The organism is Microcoleus sp. AT3-A2, assembly GCF_036705685.1.
In the GTDB taxonomy this organism is placed as follows: Bacteria; Cyanobacteriota; Cyanobacteriia; order Cyanobacteriales; family Microcoleaceae; genus Microcoleus.
Window position 1 is genome coordinate 40098 of the sequence record NZ_JAUBVF010000036.1, and the last position, 18957, is coordinate 59054.

Here is an 18957-nt window from a genome sequence, read left to right on the forward strand (position 1 = left end):
AATTATTTACTGTTTATGGTCTTAGTTATTGGTTCAAATACCACGCATCTGCTTAAAAGTCGTGGTTGATTGGGTTCCACGTCGGCAGGAGGATGGGGGATGCCAACCGTTTGGAGGCGCTTTGGGTCAGCACCTTGCCGCACTAAAGCATCTCGCACTGCTGCGGCACGCCTCAGCGACAACTGTTGATTTGTAGCAAGTTCCCCAGTTTGATCGCTGTGTCCAATTATCTTAATCTGTTTTTGAGGATATTGATCCATGAAATTTTTGACACTGGCGATCATTTCTCCGTATGTTGAGTCTAATGTTGCCGTTCCTTGCTGGAAGTAGATGCGGGTTGTAATTTTCAGCGGATCTAATTTAATTGTGCTAATCACCGATTGAACACCGGGAATTTGCTTCAGGGACTGAGCTATTTTCTGTGCGTCTGCACCGTCTCTAACTGTACCCTCTACAGTCACTTTACGATCGCCATACCGCGTAAAAATAGAAACGCCCTCTCTCTGGTTCAAAACGGCGGTAATCCGCTGCACCTCGGCCGCCGTCAAAACTGGATCAGGGGGGACATCTACAGCTAGAATTCTATTATCTAATTGCAATTTGGGGGCAGTTGATGCGGCTATTTTTGCGGCTTGTGCCCGCAATTCTTGATTGGGCAACTTTCCGGTTAGCTTTAAAGTTTTGCCATCAACTGCAACATCTAATCGGTAAACTGCTAATTGGGGAGTCGAGGCTAAAGCTGCGACGGCATTTGCTTCGAGGCCGCGCTCAACGCTGCTGCGGTACTGATAAATTCCCCAAGGTACTAAGATTAAGCTCAGGGCGGCTAAACTGATCGCCGCAAGGGCGAGCGGGGGTTTTGTTGATTTTTCCGTTTGTAGCGGGTCGAATAAAGTTTTTATCCACGGGTGCAGCGACTCCGGTATAGTACCGGGGTCGCCGTTAAACGCGTGAATTTCTTCAGCATAATTAAGGATGAGATTACTAACGGTTTGTCGTATTTTTTGGATGAACAAGTTTGGCGGTTCTCCTTTAATCACGACGGCCATGTAGCAATATCCCGCTACTTCTAGCAGAATTTTTGAGTCGCCGTATTCAATTTGATTGAGTTCGGAAGATTCTCCCGGCTGCACGATGCACTCGTTAACAAAGCTGCGAATAGCTGTGAGCATTCCTGCTACCATTTCGGATTCTAACTGGTAGCTTTCTGAGTTTTGAAATTCGGAAATTATCAAGCCTGATGCTTTGTGAATTAAGAATGCTGCTTGGACGGTAAAGGGTACTGATTCTTGGAGGATTAATTCAGCTTCGGAGACTCCTTGTACTTTGGAGCTAATTTTTCTCTTGAATCCTTCGACGCTGATGGCATTGGACACTTTTTCATTGATTGTCTTGATAGCTTCTGCCATGTATCGGGAAATTGTACTGCCAATTACGGGATAGAGCGCATCCACCATAGAGTCGCGTTCGAGTTTTATTTGGGCTGTAATCGCTTTGCCCATTTCGGGGGCGAGGGCTTGAGCGATCGACTCTTGGTCAAGGCGAATTTGCTCTTTAATTGCCAGACCAATTTCTGGGGCGATCGCCTTAGCAATATCCGCTGGCGAATTCACTATTTGTTGAGCCAGTGCGTCGGGAAGCAGCTCAGCTATTGCCGCACTCATTGCCGACTTGTTTTCGACAGTTTTTGCCCTAATCACTTCGTCAATAATTGGCCCGATCGCCTTGACAACTTCTTCTCTGGAATCGGCAATTTTGCGGCTGAGAATTTCTGCGATCCAAGGCAGCATCAACTCAATCAACTCTTGGGGCTCGTAGATTTGGTGCTCCAATTTTCCTAATTTATCGTCGATTGTTGCCATCAGGTGGCGCACCCCCGGCAAGTCGTTTTCTGCCAGAAGATTTTTGACTTGCTCGATATCCGACATTTTTGAGCCGAACATCAGATTTTGCAGCCTTTCCATCGCGCTGTCGGCTTCATTTAAATCCTGTTTAATTTGGCCTAATATTTCTGTCGGCTGTTCTCGTAAGTTGGGAATTTCTAGATCCGAAGCCACCACAGCATCTAAATATCCAGTTTCTGGTGGCTCTGAGACTGTGGAAACTATGGGATGATCGGGAATTTCCGAGGGTTTTGACTCGGTTTCGGGAGCGGAAACATCCTGTAAATGCCGATCGAATCCGTGGGATTTTTGAGCCTGTACGTACTGTAGAGAATCTTTCATTGTCAAGTTAGACAATTCTTCGACAGGCTTTGATTCCTCATCCAAATCCGGCTGGGCGATCGCTGAAACATCTATAGTTTTAGCGGAGGAATAGTTTCTTTCGAGTTCTGAAGTGTTGAGTTTTTGAGTAGCGAATAGCAAACTTTTGATCTCGTCTGCAACAGCCAGGGAATCGCCCGACTCCGGTTTGCGATCGCCAGTTTCGGGTACACTCGCTGCAGCTTCCTCTGGCGCTTGCTCAGAAATACCTAACAAATCCATCAACCCGCCGAGATCCCCAGCTTGATTTTTTTCGTCGCTGCTGTCACCTTCGGGATCTGCATTTTGCTGGTTGGAACCAGCAATAATTTTGAGATCGAGTAACAGATTCAGCAAGGGTTCTAGCTGGGTTGCTGCATCGGCAGCAGACTCGTCAGGTTGAGAAACAAAACCCTCTAACTCATTTTCGTCAGCCGGATTTTCTTTCGGTAAAGCCATGCGTTATTATCCGTTATGGTGGCGCTCCGGCAACAGAAATTCGGTATTTAACTTATTATCCGCAACGCCTTTAAGTTCGGGTACAAATTCTGTTCCTTTGAGCCTCATGCCGAGTTCAAACAGAATTTCTGCCATGTCGTCTCTAGAAACTTTAACATCTCTGAGCATAGAAAAGCGACGATCGAGTTCTTCAAAAACTTGTGTTTTCAAAGTGCGGCTTTCTTCAGATAGTCGATCTCTGGTTTTGGATAGTTCGTCGCGAAGGGAACTTGTTTGATTGTCTATCGCCTCGTCGAGGGCTTCCACGCTGCTGGAGAATTTGCGGTTAATGCGATCGACTTGCTGTCGGATATCGGCGCTTTCTTCTTGGCTGTTTGAGGTGAGCGATTTAACTTTCTTCTCTAACGAATCAACTGCCACCTTTATTTCTGAAGACAGAACTGTTTTCACTTGTTCGATGCGAGTTTGCATATCTTGCTGCATCATCGACAAGTCGGAATCTATTTTATCGAAGCGATTATCGTATTCTCTAAGCTGCGCTCCAAAAATTATATCGCGAATCTGGTCGATATTTCCCAGCCGTTCGCGCATTTCTTCTTTAGTTATTTCGGCCATGCTTGTACCTAGAATCTCCCGAGATTGTGAGTTTAAGAAGTGTGCTAGTGATTTACTACCGTTGTTGGTGGCACTAGCTTTTTTGAGTGGGGGGGCTTTTATTTTTTGAACTCTCACCCCTGCGTCGGGGATGGGATTTTTTAGAGTTTTGACTCTAAATATCCTGAGATTCAAATTTTTGAGCCTGGTCTTGCCACCAAAAATGGCGGTTTGCTATCCTTGGCTTGCAGCAAGCTCATAGAAGCGTAGATTTTGCTGCTATACAGCACAGCGGGGTAGGTTTTAATGTCTTGACTGACATCCTCCATCATATCGCATCTTGACAGTGCCTCATACCACAGCGCTTGCTTCCCGGCAAAAAGCGGGCGGGCGCGGGCGCACACGTCCCATTATATATAATATATAACTCAAAAGCTGCACAGATCGCTCGCCGATCGGCTCCGAGGGATGTTGCGTTTGGCCTGAAAGCACTTATACAGTCGAACTGTGCCCCTCTCTCTCACTCCCCCTCGAACCATCTCCTGATGCGATCGTCCTATAAAAATTCATAGGGCCCGATCGACAGCGATCAGACCCAATAATATGAGAACTTTGTTTTTTCTAACAAACGAGATGTGTTTCCGGTTGAGAACTGTGACTTACTAGGGTTTACAACTTGTGCAGCTTTACTTTTAATCCGCAACTACAACTACGTCTGACTCGACTGCGGTTTGGCTTGACTGCTCGATCGGCAGTTCGCCACTATTCCAAGTTGTGTTCGGTTAATTTCTGCTGCGCCTGGGAATCTAGACCGGAGACACCATGTCTATATCCTCGAACTTTCTTTCTAAATATAGCGACCTCCTTTCTCTTTCTGTCCCGGTGTCTATTATTAAGTTAGCATGGCCTTTCGGAGGAGTAAAGCACTATTTGCAAAACTTGATAGGTCTTTACATTACTAAGTATAATGATATGAATATCCAAATAGATGTAAGTTAGCACTCACGCACTCCGAACAAAGAAACCGGGTTTTTTCACCGAGATTGAGGATTTTAAGCAACTATTTTGGTTAAAAAAGCGGGTTTCTGGACACCCGTGCGTAAGTCCTATAAATTCTATTGTTGCTACATCTTTACATTCTTAACAGTTCTTGTCATGACTATTTCTCCTAAGTTTCTCAGTGGTAGCCAAATCCGCCAAACATTCCTCGACTTTTATGCCCAGCGGGGACATAAAATCTTGCCGAGTGCTTCTTTGGTGCCCGAAGATCCGACAGTATTGCTGACTATCGCCGGAATGCTACAATTCAAGCCGATATTTCTTGGACAGCGTACCGCCGAATCACCGCGCGCCACGACTTCTCAAAAGTGCATCCGCACCAACGACATCGAAAACGTCGGCCGCACCGCCCGCCACCACACGTTTTTTGAAATGTTGGGTAATTTCAGTTTCGGGGATTATTTCAAGAAACAGGCGATCGCCTGGGCGTGGGAACTTTCCACGGAAGTTTTCGGTTTACCAGCGTCGAATTTGGTTGTTAGTGTTTTCCGAGAAGATGACGAAGCTTTTGCGATTTGGCGCGATGAAATTGGCATTCCGGGCGATCGGATTCAGCGCATGGGAGAAGATGACAATTTCTGGCAATCCGGCCCGACTGGCCCCTGCGGCCCGTGTTCGGAGATTTACTATGATTTCCACCCAGAAAGAGGTGACAATATTGACCTCGAAGATGATAGCAGGTTTATTGAATTCTACAACCTGGTTTTCATGCAGTACAATAAAGATGCAGAGGGCAATTTAACACCGCTGCAAAATCAAAATATTGATACTGGCATGGGACTGGAACGGATGGCGCAAATCCTCCAGAAAGTCCCCAATAATTACGAAACAGATTTGATTTTTCCGATCGTTCAATCGGCGGCAGAAATCGCCGGGATTGATTACCACAATAGCGATGAAAAAATCAAGGTTTCGCTGAAAGTAATTGGCGATCACATTCGGGCTGTGGTGCACATGATTGCGGACGAAATTCGCGCGTCGAATGTTGGTCGGGGTTACATTTTGCGTCGGTTGATTCGCCGGGTGGTGCGCCACGGGCGGCTGATTGGAATTCAGGGCGAATTTACGGTGCGGGTGGCTGAAAGTGCGATCGGCCTTTCGGAAGCTGCTTATCCGAACGTGCGGCTGCGGGAAGCTCAAATTAAGGCGGAATTGGCAAGGGAAGAGGCGCAGTTTCTCAAGACTTTGGAACGCGGAGAGAAGCTGCTGGAGGAAATTGTCGATCGCACAAAACAGCAAACCAACCAACAAATCAGCGGTAAAGATGCTTTCACTCTTTACGATACCTATGGTTTCCCCTTAGAACTGACTCAAGAAATTGCTGAGGAACAGGGAATTTCTGTGGATTTGGACGGCTTTGAAGCGGCGATGAAGGAACAGCAAATTCGCGCTAAAGATGCTCGCCAAACAATCGATTTGACTGTGCAGGGTTCTTTGGATAAGTTGGCTGAAACAATCCAGGGAACTGAGTTTGTCGGTTATGCTGAATTGTCTAGTTTAGCTGAGGTGGAAGTTATCTTGGTTGACGGCAAATCTGTGGAGGAAGCAGCGGCGGGTACCGAGGTACAAGTTGTTTTGAACCAAACGCCGTTTTATGCTGAATCCGGCGGACAAATTGGGGATAAAGGTTATTTGAAAAGCGGAGATAATGGTGATGGTTTGTTTGTAAGAGTTGATGATGTGAAGAAGGAATCGGATTTCTTCGTGCATTTCGGCTTTGTGGAACGGGGAACGCTGAGAGTTGGCGATAGTATTACTGCGAAAATTGACAACAGCGGTCGCCGCCGAATTCAGGCCAACCACACAGCAACTCACTTATTACAATCAGCTTTGCGAAAAATTGTGGACGATTCGATTTCGCAAGCTGGTTCGCTGGTATCGTCAGAAAGATTGCGGTTTGATTTCAATTCTCCGCGCGCTGTCACAGCAGAAGAGTTGCAGAAAATTGAGGATTTAGTTAATAGTTGGATTGCTGAGGCGCACGCTGCGGTCGTTGCAGAAATGCCGATCGCCCAAGCGAGAGAAAAAGGCGCAACTGCGATGTTTGGCGAGAAGTACGGCGACGTGGTGCGGGTTATCGATTTTCCCGGCGTTTCGATGGAATTGTGCGGGGGAACTCACGTCAGCAATACGGCAGAAATCGGGCTGTTTAAGATTGTTTCCGAAGCGGGGGTAGCGGCGGGAACTCGCAGGATTGAAGCGGTTTCCGGTCAAGCTGTTTTGGACTATTTGAACGTGCGGGATAAGGTGGTGCGCGATTTGGGCGATCGATTTAAGGCGAAGCCTGAAGAATTGCCGAACCGGATTACTAATTTGCAGAATGAGTTGAAGGATACTCAGAAACATTTGGCTGCTGTGAAGTCGGAATTGGCGATCGCAAAATCCGACCAGTTGCTGAGTGCGGCTGAGGATATCGGCGAATTCAAAATCATTGTAGCTCAATTGGGAGATGTGGATACAGAAGCGCTGAAAACTGCGGCGGAAAGATTGCAGCAAAAGTTAGGAAATGCTGCGGTTGTTTTGGCATCAATTCCTGAACCGGACAAGGTAAGTTTGGTGGCTGCTTTTGGTCCTGAAGTCAATAAGAAAGGATTGCAAGCTGGCAAGTTTATCGGGGGAATTGCTCAAATTTGCGGCGGGAAAGGCGGCGGGCGGCCGAATTTGGCGCAAGCTGGGGGACGCGATGCAAGTAAGTTGCAGGAAGCGTTGGAAAGTGCTCGCAATCTGTTAGTTGAAGGGTTGGGTTAATCTGGGTTTTTTGTAGGAGACTAAAACTCTTTTTATCTCTCGTTTATAGCGGAGGCTAGATCCCCCTAAATCCCCCTTAAGAAGGGGGACTTTGATCGGAATCTTGTCCCCCCCTTCTTTAAGGGGGGCTAGGGGGGATCGAGGCCTAATCGTCAGTTCGATCGCTTCCGTCTGCCTGAATCTTCGCAGGCTGCTACCGCATATTTTGCCCCTTACATCTGCGTTTTTCCGCGTCCATCCGCCAATATCTGCGGTTAAAAGCTCCCTTGATTTGCCACCGCAAAAAATGTAAAATATCTCAAACATGAGTAGTAAAAAATGAACGAAGAACGCCACCAAGCCTATCTCACCCTGATTCAATCTCTCCTCACCTGGGACACCGACGAACAAACCGCCATCCTGCAAGCCAATCTCGAATTATTAGACGATGATTTTGCCCGATATCTGCGAGAGTGGGCAACTCAAACTCTCGCAGAAATGGAGTCTGAGGAAGCATACACATTTGCCTCAAATATTTATAGTTTCAGTAACTTGATTCAACAGTTTCCACTGGGTAGTAAAAGCAGCAATATGGAAATTGCCATTACAGGCTACAAGGTGGGACTGCAAATTTTTAAGCGAGATACTTATGTCGAAAATTGGGCAGCTATTCAAAATAATTTGGCAGTTGCTTACAGTGAGAGAATCAAAGGAGAACGGGGTGAGAATATCGAAAGGGCGATCGCACTTTGTGAAGCAGCTTTACAAGTTTACACCCGCCCTGCTTTCCCCGAACAATGGGCGATGATTCAACATAGTTTTGCAAATGCTTACCAACAGAGAATCAAGGGAGAACGGGGTGAGAATATCGAAAGGGCGATCGCATTTTATGAAGCAGCTTTACAAGTTCGTACCCGCCCTGCTTTCCCGCAAGATTGGGCGATGACTCAACATAATTTGGCTGCTGCTTACAAAAATAGAATCATAGGAGAACGGGGTGAGAATATCGAAAGGGCGATCGCCTTTTATGAAGCAGCTTTACAAGTTTGCACCCGCCCTGCTTTCCCTCAACAATGGGCGATGATTCAAGATAATTTGGCAAATGCTTACCAAGAGAGAATCAAGGGAGGACGGGGTGAGAATATCGAAAAGGCGATCGCATTTTATGAAGCAGCTTTACAAGTTCGCACCCGCGATGCTTTTCCCCAACAATGGGCTGAGACTCAAAATAATTTGGCAATTGCTTACAAAAATAGAATCAAGGGAGAACGGGGTGAGAATATCGAAAAAGCGATCGCCTTTTATGAAGCAGCTTTACAAGTTTGCACCCGCCCTGCTTTCCCTCAACAATGGGCGATGACTCAACATAATTTGGCAAGTGCTTACCAAGAGAGAATCAAGGGAGGACGGGGTGAGAATATCGAAAAAGCGATCGCCTTTTATGAAGCAGCTTTACAAGTTCGTACCCGCCCTGCTTTCCCGCAAGATTGGGCGAGGACTCAAAATAATTTGGCAAATGCTTACAAAGATAGAATCAAAGGAGAACGGGGTGAGAATATCGAAAAGGCGATTGCATTTTATGAAGCTGCTTTACAAGTTTACACCCGCGATGCTTTTCCGCAAGATTGGGCGATGACTCAAAATAATTTGGCAAATGCTTACAGTAACAGAATCAAAGGAGAACGGGGTGAGAATATCGAAAAGGCGATCGCATTTTATGAAGCTGCTTTACAAGTTTACACCCGCGATGCTTTTCCCCAAGATTGGGCGATGACTCAAAATAATTTGGCAAATGCTTACCGTAACAGAATCAAAGGAGAACGGGGTGAGAATATCGAAAAGGCGATTGCATTTTATGAAGCCGCTTTAGAAGTTCGTACTCCCACAACTTTGCCAATTGACTGTCTGCAAACAGCGCGAAATCTAGGCAATTTAGGATTTGCAGAAAGTTTGTGGGAAACAGCCATATTCGGCTACGAAAAAGCCATCGAAGCAGTCGAACAAAGCCGCGAGTGGATAACCTCCGACAACCGCAAACGAGAAATCATCGAAGAAAATCTCAACGTCTACGAAAAAATGATGCAATCCTGCATCAATCACCAACAATATGACAAAGCCCTGCAAACAATCGAACGCAGCAAATCCCGCTACCTAGTCGAACTCTTCACCAACAGCGAAATTTACCCCAAAACAGCCACCGAAACCGAGAAACAGCAACTCCAAAACCTGCGCCGCCAAATCGCCGCCTCCCAACAATTTCTAGAAACAGAAACCCCATCTCCTCCCCCTCTTTCTCCCCCCCTTACCAAGGGGGGGCCGGGGGGGGTTCCCGAAGACTCTCCCTCACAACGCACAACCCAAACCCGCAGCCTCAGTCCCGAATTTTTCCAACAACAAAAAGCCAAATTAGAAACAACATCACAGCAACTAGCACAACTGCTCGAACAAATAAAACAGCGAGAACCAGAATTCTCCCTAACTCAAAAAGTCCAACCCATCGACATCACCAAATTCCAACAAACCTTAGACACCGAAACAGCAATCATAGAATGGTACATCGGCAATTCTAACTCCCCCGTTGCTAAGGGAGGCTGGGGGGGATCTGCATTTATAATCACCCGCGACAGCATAAAACCAGTCACATATACCACAACCGAAATAGCCGAATTAGAAACCTGGAAAAACAACTATCTCGAGGAATACCGCAACAAAAACACCAACACAACCTGGCAAAAAACCCTATCCCAAAAACTCGAAACACTCTCAGAAATCCTGCGGCTAAACGAGATAATCGCCCACATCCCCCCTAACTGCAAACAACTAATCCTAGTACCCCACCGCTACCTCCACCTATTCCCCCTCCACGCCCTACAATTCACCTCAGAAACCCGATTTCAAGAAAAAACCAACTTTCGCGGCTACCTACTCGACTGCTTCCCCGCAGGCGTGAAATACGCCCCCAGCTTGCAACTGCTGCAACTCGTAAAAAATCGCATCACCACCAGAAACTCCCCCTTACCAAATCAGCAACAACTATTCGCCCTCCAGAATCCCACCGAAGACTTATTCAACGCCGACATGGAAGTAGAAACCATCAAAACCCGATTCAATCCCCATCAAATTTTACTCAAAAAACAAGCCACAAAAACCGCCCTCAACGAAAACCAAGAAAACCTCTCAAACGCCAACTACCTGCACTTTTCTTGTCACGGCGTATTCAACTTTGACAATCCGCTGCTGTCATCCCTAGTCTTAGCCGATTCCCTGGAACCGCAAACCTCACCCGCGCCCCCAGAGTCAAATCAGCCCGAGGAAAAACAGCGCTATGTCACCCTACGCAGCGGCAGAAAAGCCATCCCAGAAAAATGCCTCACCCTGCGAGAAATATTTGCCGAATTGCAGTTACCGCAGTGCAGTCTCGTCACACTTTCCGCCTGCGAAACCGGGTTAACAACCTCAACCGCAATGACGGATGAATACATTGGTTTACCCAGCGGTTTTTTGTATGCGGGTAGCATGAATGTTGTCAGCAGTCTGTGGGCTGTCGATGATTTTGCCACGGCAATTTTAATGATTAAATTTTATCAGAAATTGCCGGATGCAGATTCAGTAGCCCTCGCTTTGAATGCGGCGCAAAACTGGATGCGCGGAGTCACGGAAAAAGATTTTCGTGTTTGGATGCAATCGTTAGGTTTAGATAAAAAATTGAGTCAAAAAGTCCAATTGCGGTTAACGTCCTTCACACCAGATGAATCACTATTTTCCGACCCACAATATTGGGCTGCCTTCTGCGCTACTGGATATTAAGAGGAATCGCATCTTGAAATCGCTACCACACAAACGAAGTCTACTCCTAGCGGGCTAAGAGAAAGCATTGCGATTTAAAACAGATTTGGTATAATGTGAAGGCGAGCGTGATTGCCAGAAAAAAACAAGCCAGAAGTAATTGCAAAATCTGTGAGATGAGTTACGAAACCTAAATTTTTATCAAAGGGGAATTGTCCTATGGAACCTGAACAAATTATCAATACTTTCCTGAACTGGCTGAACGAAAAACCGAGTATCTTTATCTCTGCATGGCGTGATTTACCTGAATTAGAAACACAAATAGCTGAATCTGCCGATGATGAATTATTCCCGATTGCCATGACTATCAGCAAGTGGTGTAGCAAACACGAACTGGGAAAGACTTTGAGAGATGCTATTGAGGAACAAAACTTGGTTGATAATGTAAGTGATGCACGGCAAGATATCCGTCCCACGAAACCGACTTTAATGACAGGGCGGTCAACAACTAATATCACTAAAATTCTGCGCGACAGCATTCTAACTGCGTACAATCTACAACAAAATCCCAACCAAGAAAATAGTTCGGATACCGATAATGAACCAAAATAGCAAAATCTATGCTCCCAACGTTCATTTATTTGCCTTTCACCTCTGGGATGCCCTAGGTTCTGACTCAAATTCCCCTGTCAATTCTCAACAGCCAGCCCTAACTTCAAGCTCAAATTCCCCTGTCAATCCCGAACATTTGTGGCAAAAGTGCAACGAGATATTGAAAAATAATCTCAAAGTCGATGCGGAATTAAATTCTAGCAATTTATACAGCGCGAAAACAGCACCTCCGGGATGGCGCGTCAACCTGATTGTTGAAAATTCTGTAAATGACCTGGCTTTTCTGCCTTTCGAGAAGAATATTGAGCATCACGGCCAGCCGACTTTTCTCCAAGGATTTGCTCAACCGCAGCGGATTGATGACAGTTTTGCTTTGGGATTTAACATTAGCATTCCCGAAAGAATTGAGGGTCTTAAAACATCTAATGTCGATGTTAGCATTTTTCAGGAGTTGAATCCAGATAACTGCTTGCTGCCGAATTCTATTAACAGTTATTTTGGTCAAACTCTGCTGCTTACAGCTTGGCTGAGTGCGGAACAAAACCAAGAAATGCGGCAAGATGAGCATTTTCTCAAAAGCTTGGCTCAACAGTGTCTGGAAAAGTTTATTTCCGGTCAAAATTTGCCGACTTTTTACCGTCAAAGCGAGTTGTTCGGCAGTCCAATTTTGGAATATGGCAATCCGAATCAGCAGGCTTCCTACTGCCACATTCTGATCTGGTTTTTAAACAGTCCGGCAACAGATGAAATCTGGGATGCAGCCCGGTACAGCGATTTTATCGAGCTGTTTTTGTACAGAAATAAAATTCTTCGTGCTTTTTGGGAAAGTCGCGCCTATTACCGCAAAATTCGCGAGGAATATGAAAAAATTGAACTGGATATTGACAAGACTTTTAAGTATTTGCAGCGAGATAAAGCTCAGCAGAGGCAATCGAAAGGTGCGGGTTTAAAGGAGGAGGAATTACAATATCTGGAAACTCAGATGATTGAGATGCCGCCCCGCGCTGTGAAATATGCCCGAATGCTGATTGATTTGGAATTTCGCCAAAATACGATCGCAATTAACGCCCAAAATTACCAAGATAAATTAAATCAAATAAGTCTTGACATCAAAGCAGCTAAAAAGTACAATGATAGTGATGCCGATTTAAGTTTCCTCGAAACATTCAGCAAAGAAACTTGCCCGCAGTTTCAAAGGCAGATTCAAGCAGATTTAGGCTATTTCAAACACGGTTCGGGCTTGCTAGACCAAGCAACCGAGGCAATTAGAGCTATTGTGGCGATCGAAGAAGCTTATCGGAATGCCAAACTAGAGGTAACGATTCAAGCTGTCGGCTTTGGTTTGGGAGTAGCCGGGGTGGTGGCTGGAAGTTCTCCTTATTTGATTAAACAAGACCCGCCGAATCAGGTGGTTGCTTTGCCTTTCTTGAAGGGGGAAATTAATTCTTTTGCGTTGGTATTGTTGATTAGTATCGGTGCGGGGGTTGTGGTTTGGGGTATGGTTATGTTGAGTGCAAATTCCAAGAATCTATTAGGTAAGTTCAAGAATCTACTCGGTAAAAATAAGCAGTTGCCGCCGCAATAGAGTTGAATTGCATAAATCTTTGATTAATACGGAAACCGCAGATTCAAGGCAGATAAACACAGATTAACGCAGATAATTTTGAGATTGTTGGGAAATGAGTGCAAGAAGTGTAATCATCCCGGTTCCGGGCGGGCAAATCGCCCGCCCCAGAAAAAGATTAGCCTTAATATTGAGGTACAGACGGGTCTACTTCTTCACTCCAAGCAGTAATTCCGCCCTTAACATTAATCCCCTCAATTCCAGCTTCTTTCAAAATCCCCAAAGCCTTCGCAGAACGCCCGCCCATTTTGCAGTGTGCAATCAAGCGGTGGCCGTTCAACAATTCCTTGACCTTAGCGACACCTGCGCCGTGTTCGATATCCGGCAAAGGAACCAAAACCGACCCAGGAATTTGACAAATTTGATACTCATTGGGATTGCGAACATCTAACAATACAAAATCCTTCGCACCGCTGTCCATTAACTCCTTGAGTTCCGTGACAGTCATCTCAGGAATTTGCGTTTGCTGACTTGCTTCCTGCGCTTTTGCTTGAGGAATGCCGCAGAATTGTTCGTAATCGATTAACTTTTCAATTACCGGGCGCACTGGATTAGGCCGCAGTTTCAATTGCCGGAACGTCATATCTAAGGCATTGTAAAGCAACAGTCTGCCGCTCAAAGTAGTGCCTTGACCCAAGATAATCTTGATAGCTTCCGTTGCTTGGATAGAACCGACAACTCCGCACAAAACCCCTAAAACGCCGCCTTCTGCACAAGAAGGAACCATGCCAGGAGGCGGGGGTTCCGGGTACAAGTCGCGGTAATTCGGGCCGCCTTCGTAGTTGAAAACAGTTGCTTGCCCTTCAAATCGGAAGATGGAACCGTAGACGTTGGGCTTGTTTAAAAGCACGCAAACGTCGTTCATCAAATAGCGAGTCGGGAAGTTGTCCGTACCGTCGATAATGATATCGTAAGGAGTGGCAATGTCGATCGCATTTTCGGAACTAACGCGAGTTTCGTACAAATCAACTTGGCAAAAAGGATTAATTTCTAAAATCCGATTTTTAGCCGACTCAATCTTCGGTTTCCCAACCCAAGAAGTGCCATGAATTACTTGCCGCTGCAAGTTGGAATGGTCAACAATATCAAAGTCTACAATCCCAATGCGGCCAACACCTGCGGCTGCTAAATACAGCAGCAGCGGCGAACCGAGGCCTCCCGTACCGATGCAGAGCACGCTGGCAGCTTTGAGACGCTTCTGCCCTTCCAATCCAACTTCTGGGAGGATGAGGTGGCGAGAGTAGCGTTCGTATTCTTGTTTGTTGAGCTGGATCTCGTCCAGATTAGGATTTAGCATGATATTGTGTGTAGCGCAGATTTTGAATTATATCCTATCTAAATCTTTCGCATTTTTACGAGTTTGTTATTTTTACTAATTATTTCTTAATCTGAGTCTGTTCCACTAGGCGAATTTCCTCTGCTTGAAAGTTCCCCTCTCCGTCAAGACTCCAACTGCGAACGTCTTCTGAACAGCCTTGTCGGACGGACACAATAATATAAGAGTATTCGGCCCACGCCAGTGCCCGATCGCACTCTGAGGGCACTGCGGGACAATCCGTGTGAGAATGATATATACCGATAATATCCAGAGTGCGATCGCGCCCATGTTTCATCGCCCGCAACATATCTTCGGGCTTAATAGCATATCTGCGTCGTTCTGTCAATCCTTTTTCTTCCGGCCAATTCTCCTCAGCTTCCGCACTCCAAGCATTTTCAGTCGGCCAAACTTCCACTAAAGTTTTAACATCGCCAGTAACTCGACCGAGCAACAAACCGCAGCATTCTTCAGGATAAGCGCTTTCGGCGTGGGTTCGCATGGATAAAATGTGAGAGTCGGAAAGTGCGATCGGCTGCATAAGATTTTATTGTAGATTTTAGTGTAGATTTTTTTTGTAAAGTGCGACTCCCTGGGGGATAGCTACGCTTCACGGGCTTTTTTTTAATTGTGGAACAGGCATCTTGCCTGTTCAATAATGGATTTTCTGGAGATGTCTATTGATTTGACATTCCTGTAGCTGTTTGCAAAACACTTCTATAAGCAATAACAGCTTCTGTTTGGTTAACATATCCTACATATTGACTCAATACAGAAAAGTCTAACTCAGGCAAAAATTCACTGCTGGAAATTAACTCATAACCAGACTCCCGCAAGTGGTAAAGAGAAAATTGATCGTTAGCCCAAAACCAGACTTCAGGAACCTGCAAACCGCGATACACCTCCAGCTTGTCAACACCGCCGCTAGTCAGAGCAATTTCTATCACAATATCCGGGACTTCTGCAAGTAAACCTAAACAGTAACACTCATCTGGTTCCGCACCCCGTCTCACAGCTTCGCGGCGAAATGTAGTATTTCCGTAACCGTTGAGATTAATTAGTCTTTCAACCGCATAAGTTTCTATCAACCGGGCAATAATTGTTTTAAGCCTTTCATGTTCTGGCGAAGTCGTCATAATAATTTCTAACGTTCCTTCCAAGTAAGTCATCCTGGGGAATTCATCGACAAACATATCAGAAAGTTGCTCGTATTGCTCCCAAGTCACCTCATAGAGAATTATGCGCTGTTCAGTCGCTGGAACGAGAGTTTTTGGATCTAAAAGTAACATAATTAATTACCTCACTTAGATATCTAAACGTTAGAGTTTTTCAATATTTCTCACCCTTCTTCTCTGTGTCCTCTGCGCCCTCTGCGGTTCATAAAAAAGTTAATTTAGGGTGCGCCCGGTCGCGCACCTTACCCCTTAGTTAATGTAGCTATCTAGCCCTCAATTGCAATCCAGTTGCAATTAAGAGGGAGTTTGCTGCAACTCAGGTCGCTCATCTGGAACGATCGCACCTTCGACAGGACACACCTGCAAACAAATACCGCAGTCAATACAGGTATCAAAATCAATCCAAAACCAATCAGTACCCTTGACATTTTTGCCGGGGCCGGGGTGAATACAAGCAACCGGACAAGCGCCAACGCAATCAGCAACTCCCTCGCAAATATTCGTAACAATAGTGTGTGCCATAGTGTTCTCTCAAAAGATTTTAGTTAGATAGGGAATTAGCAATTAGCAATTGGCAAAACCTTCTCTCAATCAGCAGGATACATAATATCATATCGGGTGATTTTTAGCCAATTACCAACTACCAATTACCAATTACCAATTAGGCTAATTTACCGTTTCAATTGTTGGCAATCCTTCGGCATTTACCCAAGCAATTTGAGCAATTCGTCGATCGCGCGCGTATTCCCGTGCCGACTCTGCTGTCTCCCGACTCTCCAAATCTATTTCTACCCGAACTAGGTGAGTAGAGTCTCGGAGTTTGCGAGCGTAAGCAAACGCGGCGGCACTAGCTTCAGGAGTTTGAGCCACAACCAACCAGTCGCTAGCGGGCGTCTGGCTGGGCAATTGCCCCTCTGTCAGCAACACTTGGTGCAATTCTTCAATATTCAGACAAAACCCGATGCCGGGGGAATTTTGCCCTTGCGGATCAAACAGTCCCAACAGTTGGTCGTAACGTCCCCCTTGTCCTAGAACTCGCTGTCCAGTCTTACTGCTGCTGACAACTTCAAACACAATTCCAGTGTAATAGTCAAATGTTTGAATTAAACTCAAATCGAGGTGAATGTGGGATTTGAGATTGGGAATTTTTGATTGGCATTGGTGCAGCAATTCGATCGCAGATTTGAGATTATTTAACGCCGCTTGCTGCGGCAAATCTAAATCCAGCTTGGCAACAATTGGCAACACCTCTTCTGGGCGGCCGCGCAAGTCAAATAATAGCAGAGCTCTTTCTCGCAATTCCGTTGACAGCGGCAAAGTCTCCAAGGCAATTCGATCGAGATTGGCGATCGCCCCCCGCACTTTTTGGCGCACGTTTGGCGGAAACGGTTCTAGCAATGTTGCAGTCAGGCCCGCTTCTCCCAAAACCAAATGCCACTCATCAATTTCCAAGCTTTGCAAGCACTCAGACAGCAGCAGCAGCACTTCCGCATCCGCAACCGCCCCCCCCGCGCCGAGGAGCTCTACCCCAGCTTGATAGAACTCCTGTTGCCCGCCTGAGCCAGTATCTGGGCCTTTGCGGAACACGTTAGCGTTGTAGTAGAGGCGCTGAGGCTGCCAGCGAGTCCCGGCCATCCGCATTGCAGCCGCGCGGGCGATCGATGCTGTCAATTCCGGCCGCAAACCAAGTTCTCCATCCTCGGCGTCTTGCAATTGAATTAAGGTCGATCGGTCGATCGCGCCCCCAGCCATCAAAGTTTCCAGCCTTTCTAGAGTAGAGGTAATAATCCGGTGATAGCCCCAGCGGTGAAAAACCTGCTGCAAGCGCCGTTCGATCGAAATTTTTTGAGCAACGTCAAGGGGCAATAAATCTCTTGCACCCGATGGGGGTTGGTGAACCATATCAATTTTAGATTTTAGACTTTAGATTTTAGATGGGGCTTAAAAGCTTAGCTTTATGGACGGTGTTAAAGTCTAACCAGGCCAGCTTAACATTCGACTTTAACAAATTAAGGTGTCATATTAATTTTAGATTTGAGATTTTAGATTGGGCTTAGAAGCTTAGCTTTAGGGGACGGTGTTAAAGTCGAAGAAGGCAAGCTTAACATTCGACTTTAACAAATTAAGGCGTCATATCGTTTTCGTTTGCATCGGAATTATCATTTTCCCCGTCAGTGCGATCGTCCCGTTCTTTCTGGAGCATCCGCGATGGCGGGACGATCGCACTGACGGTATAATTCCGACTGCGATCGCGGGTGCTCTCACCAAGTCTTGATTGTTTTGCTCGATCACACTCCACTGCTGAGCCTTTCACCCGTTTCTAAATATTCAAGACTCACAACTCACAACTTCTCACTTCTTCTTCCCGCCAAACAAACTTGCAAAAAATCCTGGTTTCTCGTCACCTTTTTTGGCTTTTGCGGAAGCTTGTTCCAGCTTTTTCTTGACCTCCAAAGCCGTCGGTTCTTCAGGATTTGATGCCAAAGCTTTGTTCATCTCAAGTTTAGCCATTGTGGCTTGATTTTGTTCAAGGTAACACATTGCTAACATAGCGTGAGCCTTGCTGTGTTTTGGAGCGCCCTTCAGGGCTTCCCTCAACTCCAAACTTGCTTTAGCGTAATTTTTGCTGTCCATAAATCCTTGAGCTCGGCGGCAATAGGCTTCGATCCGGGGGTCGTCTTTGGGCGGAGTTGCGGTTGGAGTTGGGGTTGGGGTTGGGGGTGGGGGTGGGGGTGGGGTTGCATCTTTTATGGGTGAAGCAGGTGTAACCGCACCACCGCCAAGGCGCTCTTTTCGCAGCAGGTAAACCATGTTAAGTTCGCTAATTTGATCGATCGCCTCTTGCGTTTCCTTAACTGATTCGTACTGCTTGAGAGCGAGTTTGCTAACTGCTGTTTTGTAAGCTTCTTCCCAATTTTGAGCGGTAACTAACTGTTTAGCTGCTTCGCTTTCGATTTGCATTTTCGCCTGTTCTTTAACAACGCGCTTGCCGATGGCTGCTAATAGCAGGCTGTATTCTTTGCGATCGCTTTCCTTAGAGAATTTGTTGTAAGCCGGATTGACTACTTTTGACAAAAATTGGTTGGCCCAATCTTTATCTGCTTGGTCTTCAAAAGAGCAAGTATCCGAATGCAAGCGGCGGGCGATTTTCATGTAGCGCTTGCGGATGTCGTTAAACTCGGCGTCTAAGGGAATTCCCAAAATTGCGTGCTGATCTGTAAAGTCATACTTGAACAGCCCTTTTGTCATTTCAAAAGACATAACTTTTACTCTTCCTTTCCTGGCTTTGTTAGAGTCGATAGGGGCATTTCTACCCCTACCTCTCGTTCAGAACGGAACGTGATGCTTTCGCATCATTCCGCT

Annotated in this window: 14 protein-coding genes; 4 read left to right on the plus strand and 10 right to left on the minus strand. The window is 46.1% G+C overall.

Annotated features, from left to right (window positions below):
- Positions 1 to 2: 2 nt before the first annotated feature.
- From QUB37_RS19300 to QUB37_RS19310, 3 genes are all read right to left on the minus strand, one after another.
- The gene (locus tag QUB37_RS19300) at positions 3 to 2702 is read right to left on the minus strand and encodes an OmpA family protein (RefSeq protein ID WP_333165010.1); all 2700 of its coding nucleotides are present in this window, start codon (positions 2700 to 2702) and stop codon (positions 3 to 5) included.
- 6 nt (positions 2703 to 2708) lie between these two features.
- The gene (locus QUB37_RS19305) at positions 2709 to 3317 is read right to left on the minus strand and encodes a hypothetical protein (RefSeq protein ID WP_333165013.1); all 609 of its coding nucleotides are present in this window, start codon (positions 3315 to 3317) and stop codon (positions 2709 to 2711) included.
- A gap of 170 nt (positions 3318 to 3487) precedes the next feature.
- Positions 3488 to 3700, minus strand: a complete 213-nt coding sequence (locus QUB37_RS19310; RefSeq protein WP_333165016.1) for a hypothetical protein — start codon at positions 3698 to 3700, stop codon at positions 3488 to 3490.
- 751 nt (positions 3701 to 4451) lie between these two features.
- Here QUB37_RS19310 and alaS point away from each other — a divergent pair.
- The 4 genes from alaS to QUB37_RS19330 all read left to right on the plus strand — a co-directional run bounded on the left by alaS (position 4452) and on the right by QUB37_RS19330 (position 13065).
- Entirely contained in the window at positions 4452 to 7103 is a 2652-nt protein-coding gene (gene alaS, locus QUB37_RS19315) for an alanine--tRNA ligase (protein WP_333165018.1), read from the plus strand.
- A 318-nt stretch (positions 7104 to 7421) separates the two neighbouring features.
- Positions 7422 to 10889: a CHAT domain-containing tetratricopeptide repeat protein gene (locus tag QUB37_RS19320; RefSeq protein ID WP_333165021.1), complete on the plus strand. Its 3468-nt coding sequence runs from the start codon at positions 7422 to 7424 to the stop codon at positions 10887 to 10889.
- A 198-nt stretch (positions 10890 to 11087) separates the two neighbouring features.
- Complete coding sequence (locus QUB37_RS19325; protein WP_333165024.1) at positions 11088 to 11480, plus strand: hypothetical protein; 393 nt, start codon at positions 11088 to 11090, stop codon at positions 11478 to 11480.
- Complete coding sequence (locus QUB37_RS19330; protein WP_333165026.1) at positions 11467 to 13065, plus strand: hypothetical protein; 1599 nt, start codon at positions 11467 to 11469, stop codon at positions 13063 to 13065. Before QUB37_RS19325 ends, QUB37_RS19330 begins: the two co-directional genes overlap by 14 nt.
- A gap of 163 nt (positions 13066 to 13228) precedes the next feature.
- Here the strand turns inward: QUB37_RS19330 and moeB are convergent, their stop codons facing one another.
- From moeB to QUB37_RS19365, 7 genes are all read right to left on the minus strand, one after another.
- Positions 13229 to 14401: a molybdopterin-synthase adenylyltransferase MoeB gene (gene moeB / locus QUB37_RS19335; protein WP_333165029.1), complete on the minus strand. Its 1173-nt coding sequence runs from the start codon at positions 14399 to 14401 to the stop codon at positions 13229 to 13231.
- Positions 14402 to 14480: 79 nt separating this feature from the next.
- Positions 14481 to 14960: a M67 family metallopeptidase gene (locus QUB37_RS19340; protein ID WP_333165032.1), complete on the minus strand. Its 480-nt coding sequence runs from the start codon at positions 14958 to 14960 to the stop codon at positions 14481 to 14483.
- 136 nt (positions 14961 to 15096) lie between these two features.
- Positions 15097 to 15708: a Uma2 family endonuclease gene (locus QUB37_RS19345; RefSeq protein ID WP_333165034.1), complete on the minus strand. Its 612-nt coding sequence runs from the start codon at positions 15706 to 15708 to the stop codon at positions 15097 to 15099.
- A 180-nt stretch (positions 15709 to 15888) separates the two neighbouring features.
- Complete coding sequence (locus QUB37_RS19350) at positions 15889 to 16116, minus strand: indolepyruvate ferredoxin oxidoreductase subunit alpha (protein ID WP_015174956.1); 228 nt, start codon at positions 16114 to 16116, stop codon at positions 15889 to 15891.
- A 144-nt stretch (positions 16117 to 16260) separates the two neighbouring features.
- Positions 16261 to 17496 carry an ATP phosphoribosyltransferase regulatory subunit gene (locus tag QUB37_RS19355; RefSeq protein WP_333165036.1) on the minus strand — a complete coding sequence of 412 codons (1236 nt, stop codon included), beginning with the start codon at positions 17494 to 17496 and terminating at the stop codon, positions 16261 to 16263.
- A gap of 220 nt (positions 17497 to 17716) precedes the next feature.
- Positions 17717 to 17908 carry a hypothetical protein gene (locus QUB37_RS19360; RefSeq protein ID WP_333165039.1) on the minus strand — a complete coding sequence of 64 codons (192 nt, stop codon included), beginning with the start codon at positions 17906 to 17908 and terminating at the stop codon, positions 17717 to 17719.
- A 38-nt stretch (positions 17909 to 17946) separates the two neighbouring features.
- Positions 17947 to 18855 (minus strand): tetratricopeptide repeat protein, encoded by a 909-nt coding sequence (locus QUB37_RS19365; RefSeq protein ID WP_333165041.1) that lies wholly within the window; start codon positions 18853 to 18855, stop codon positions 17947 to 17949.
- Positions 18856 to 18957: the final 102 nt, after the last annotated feature.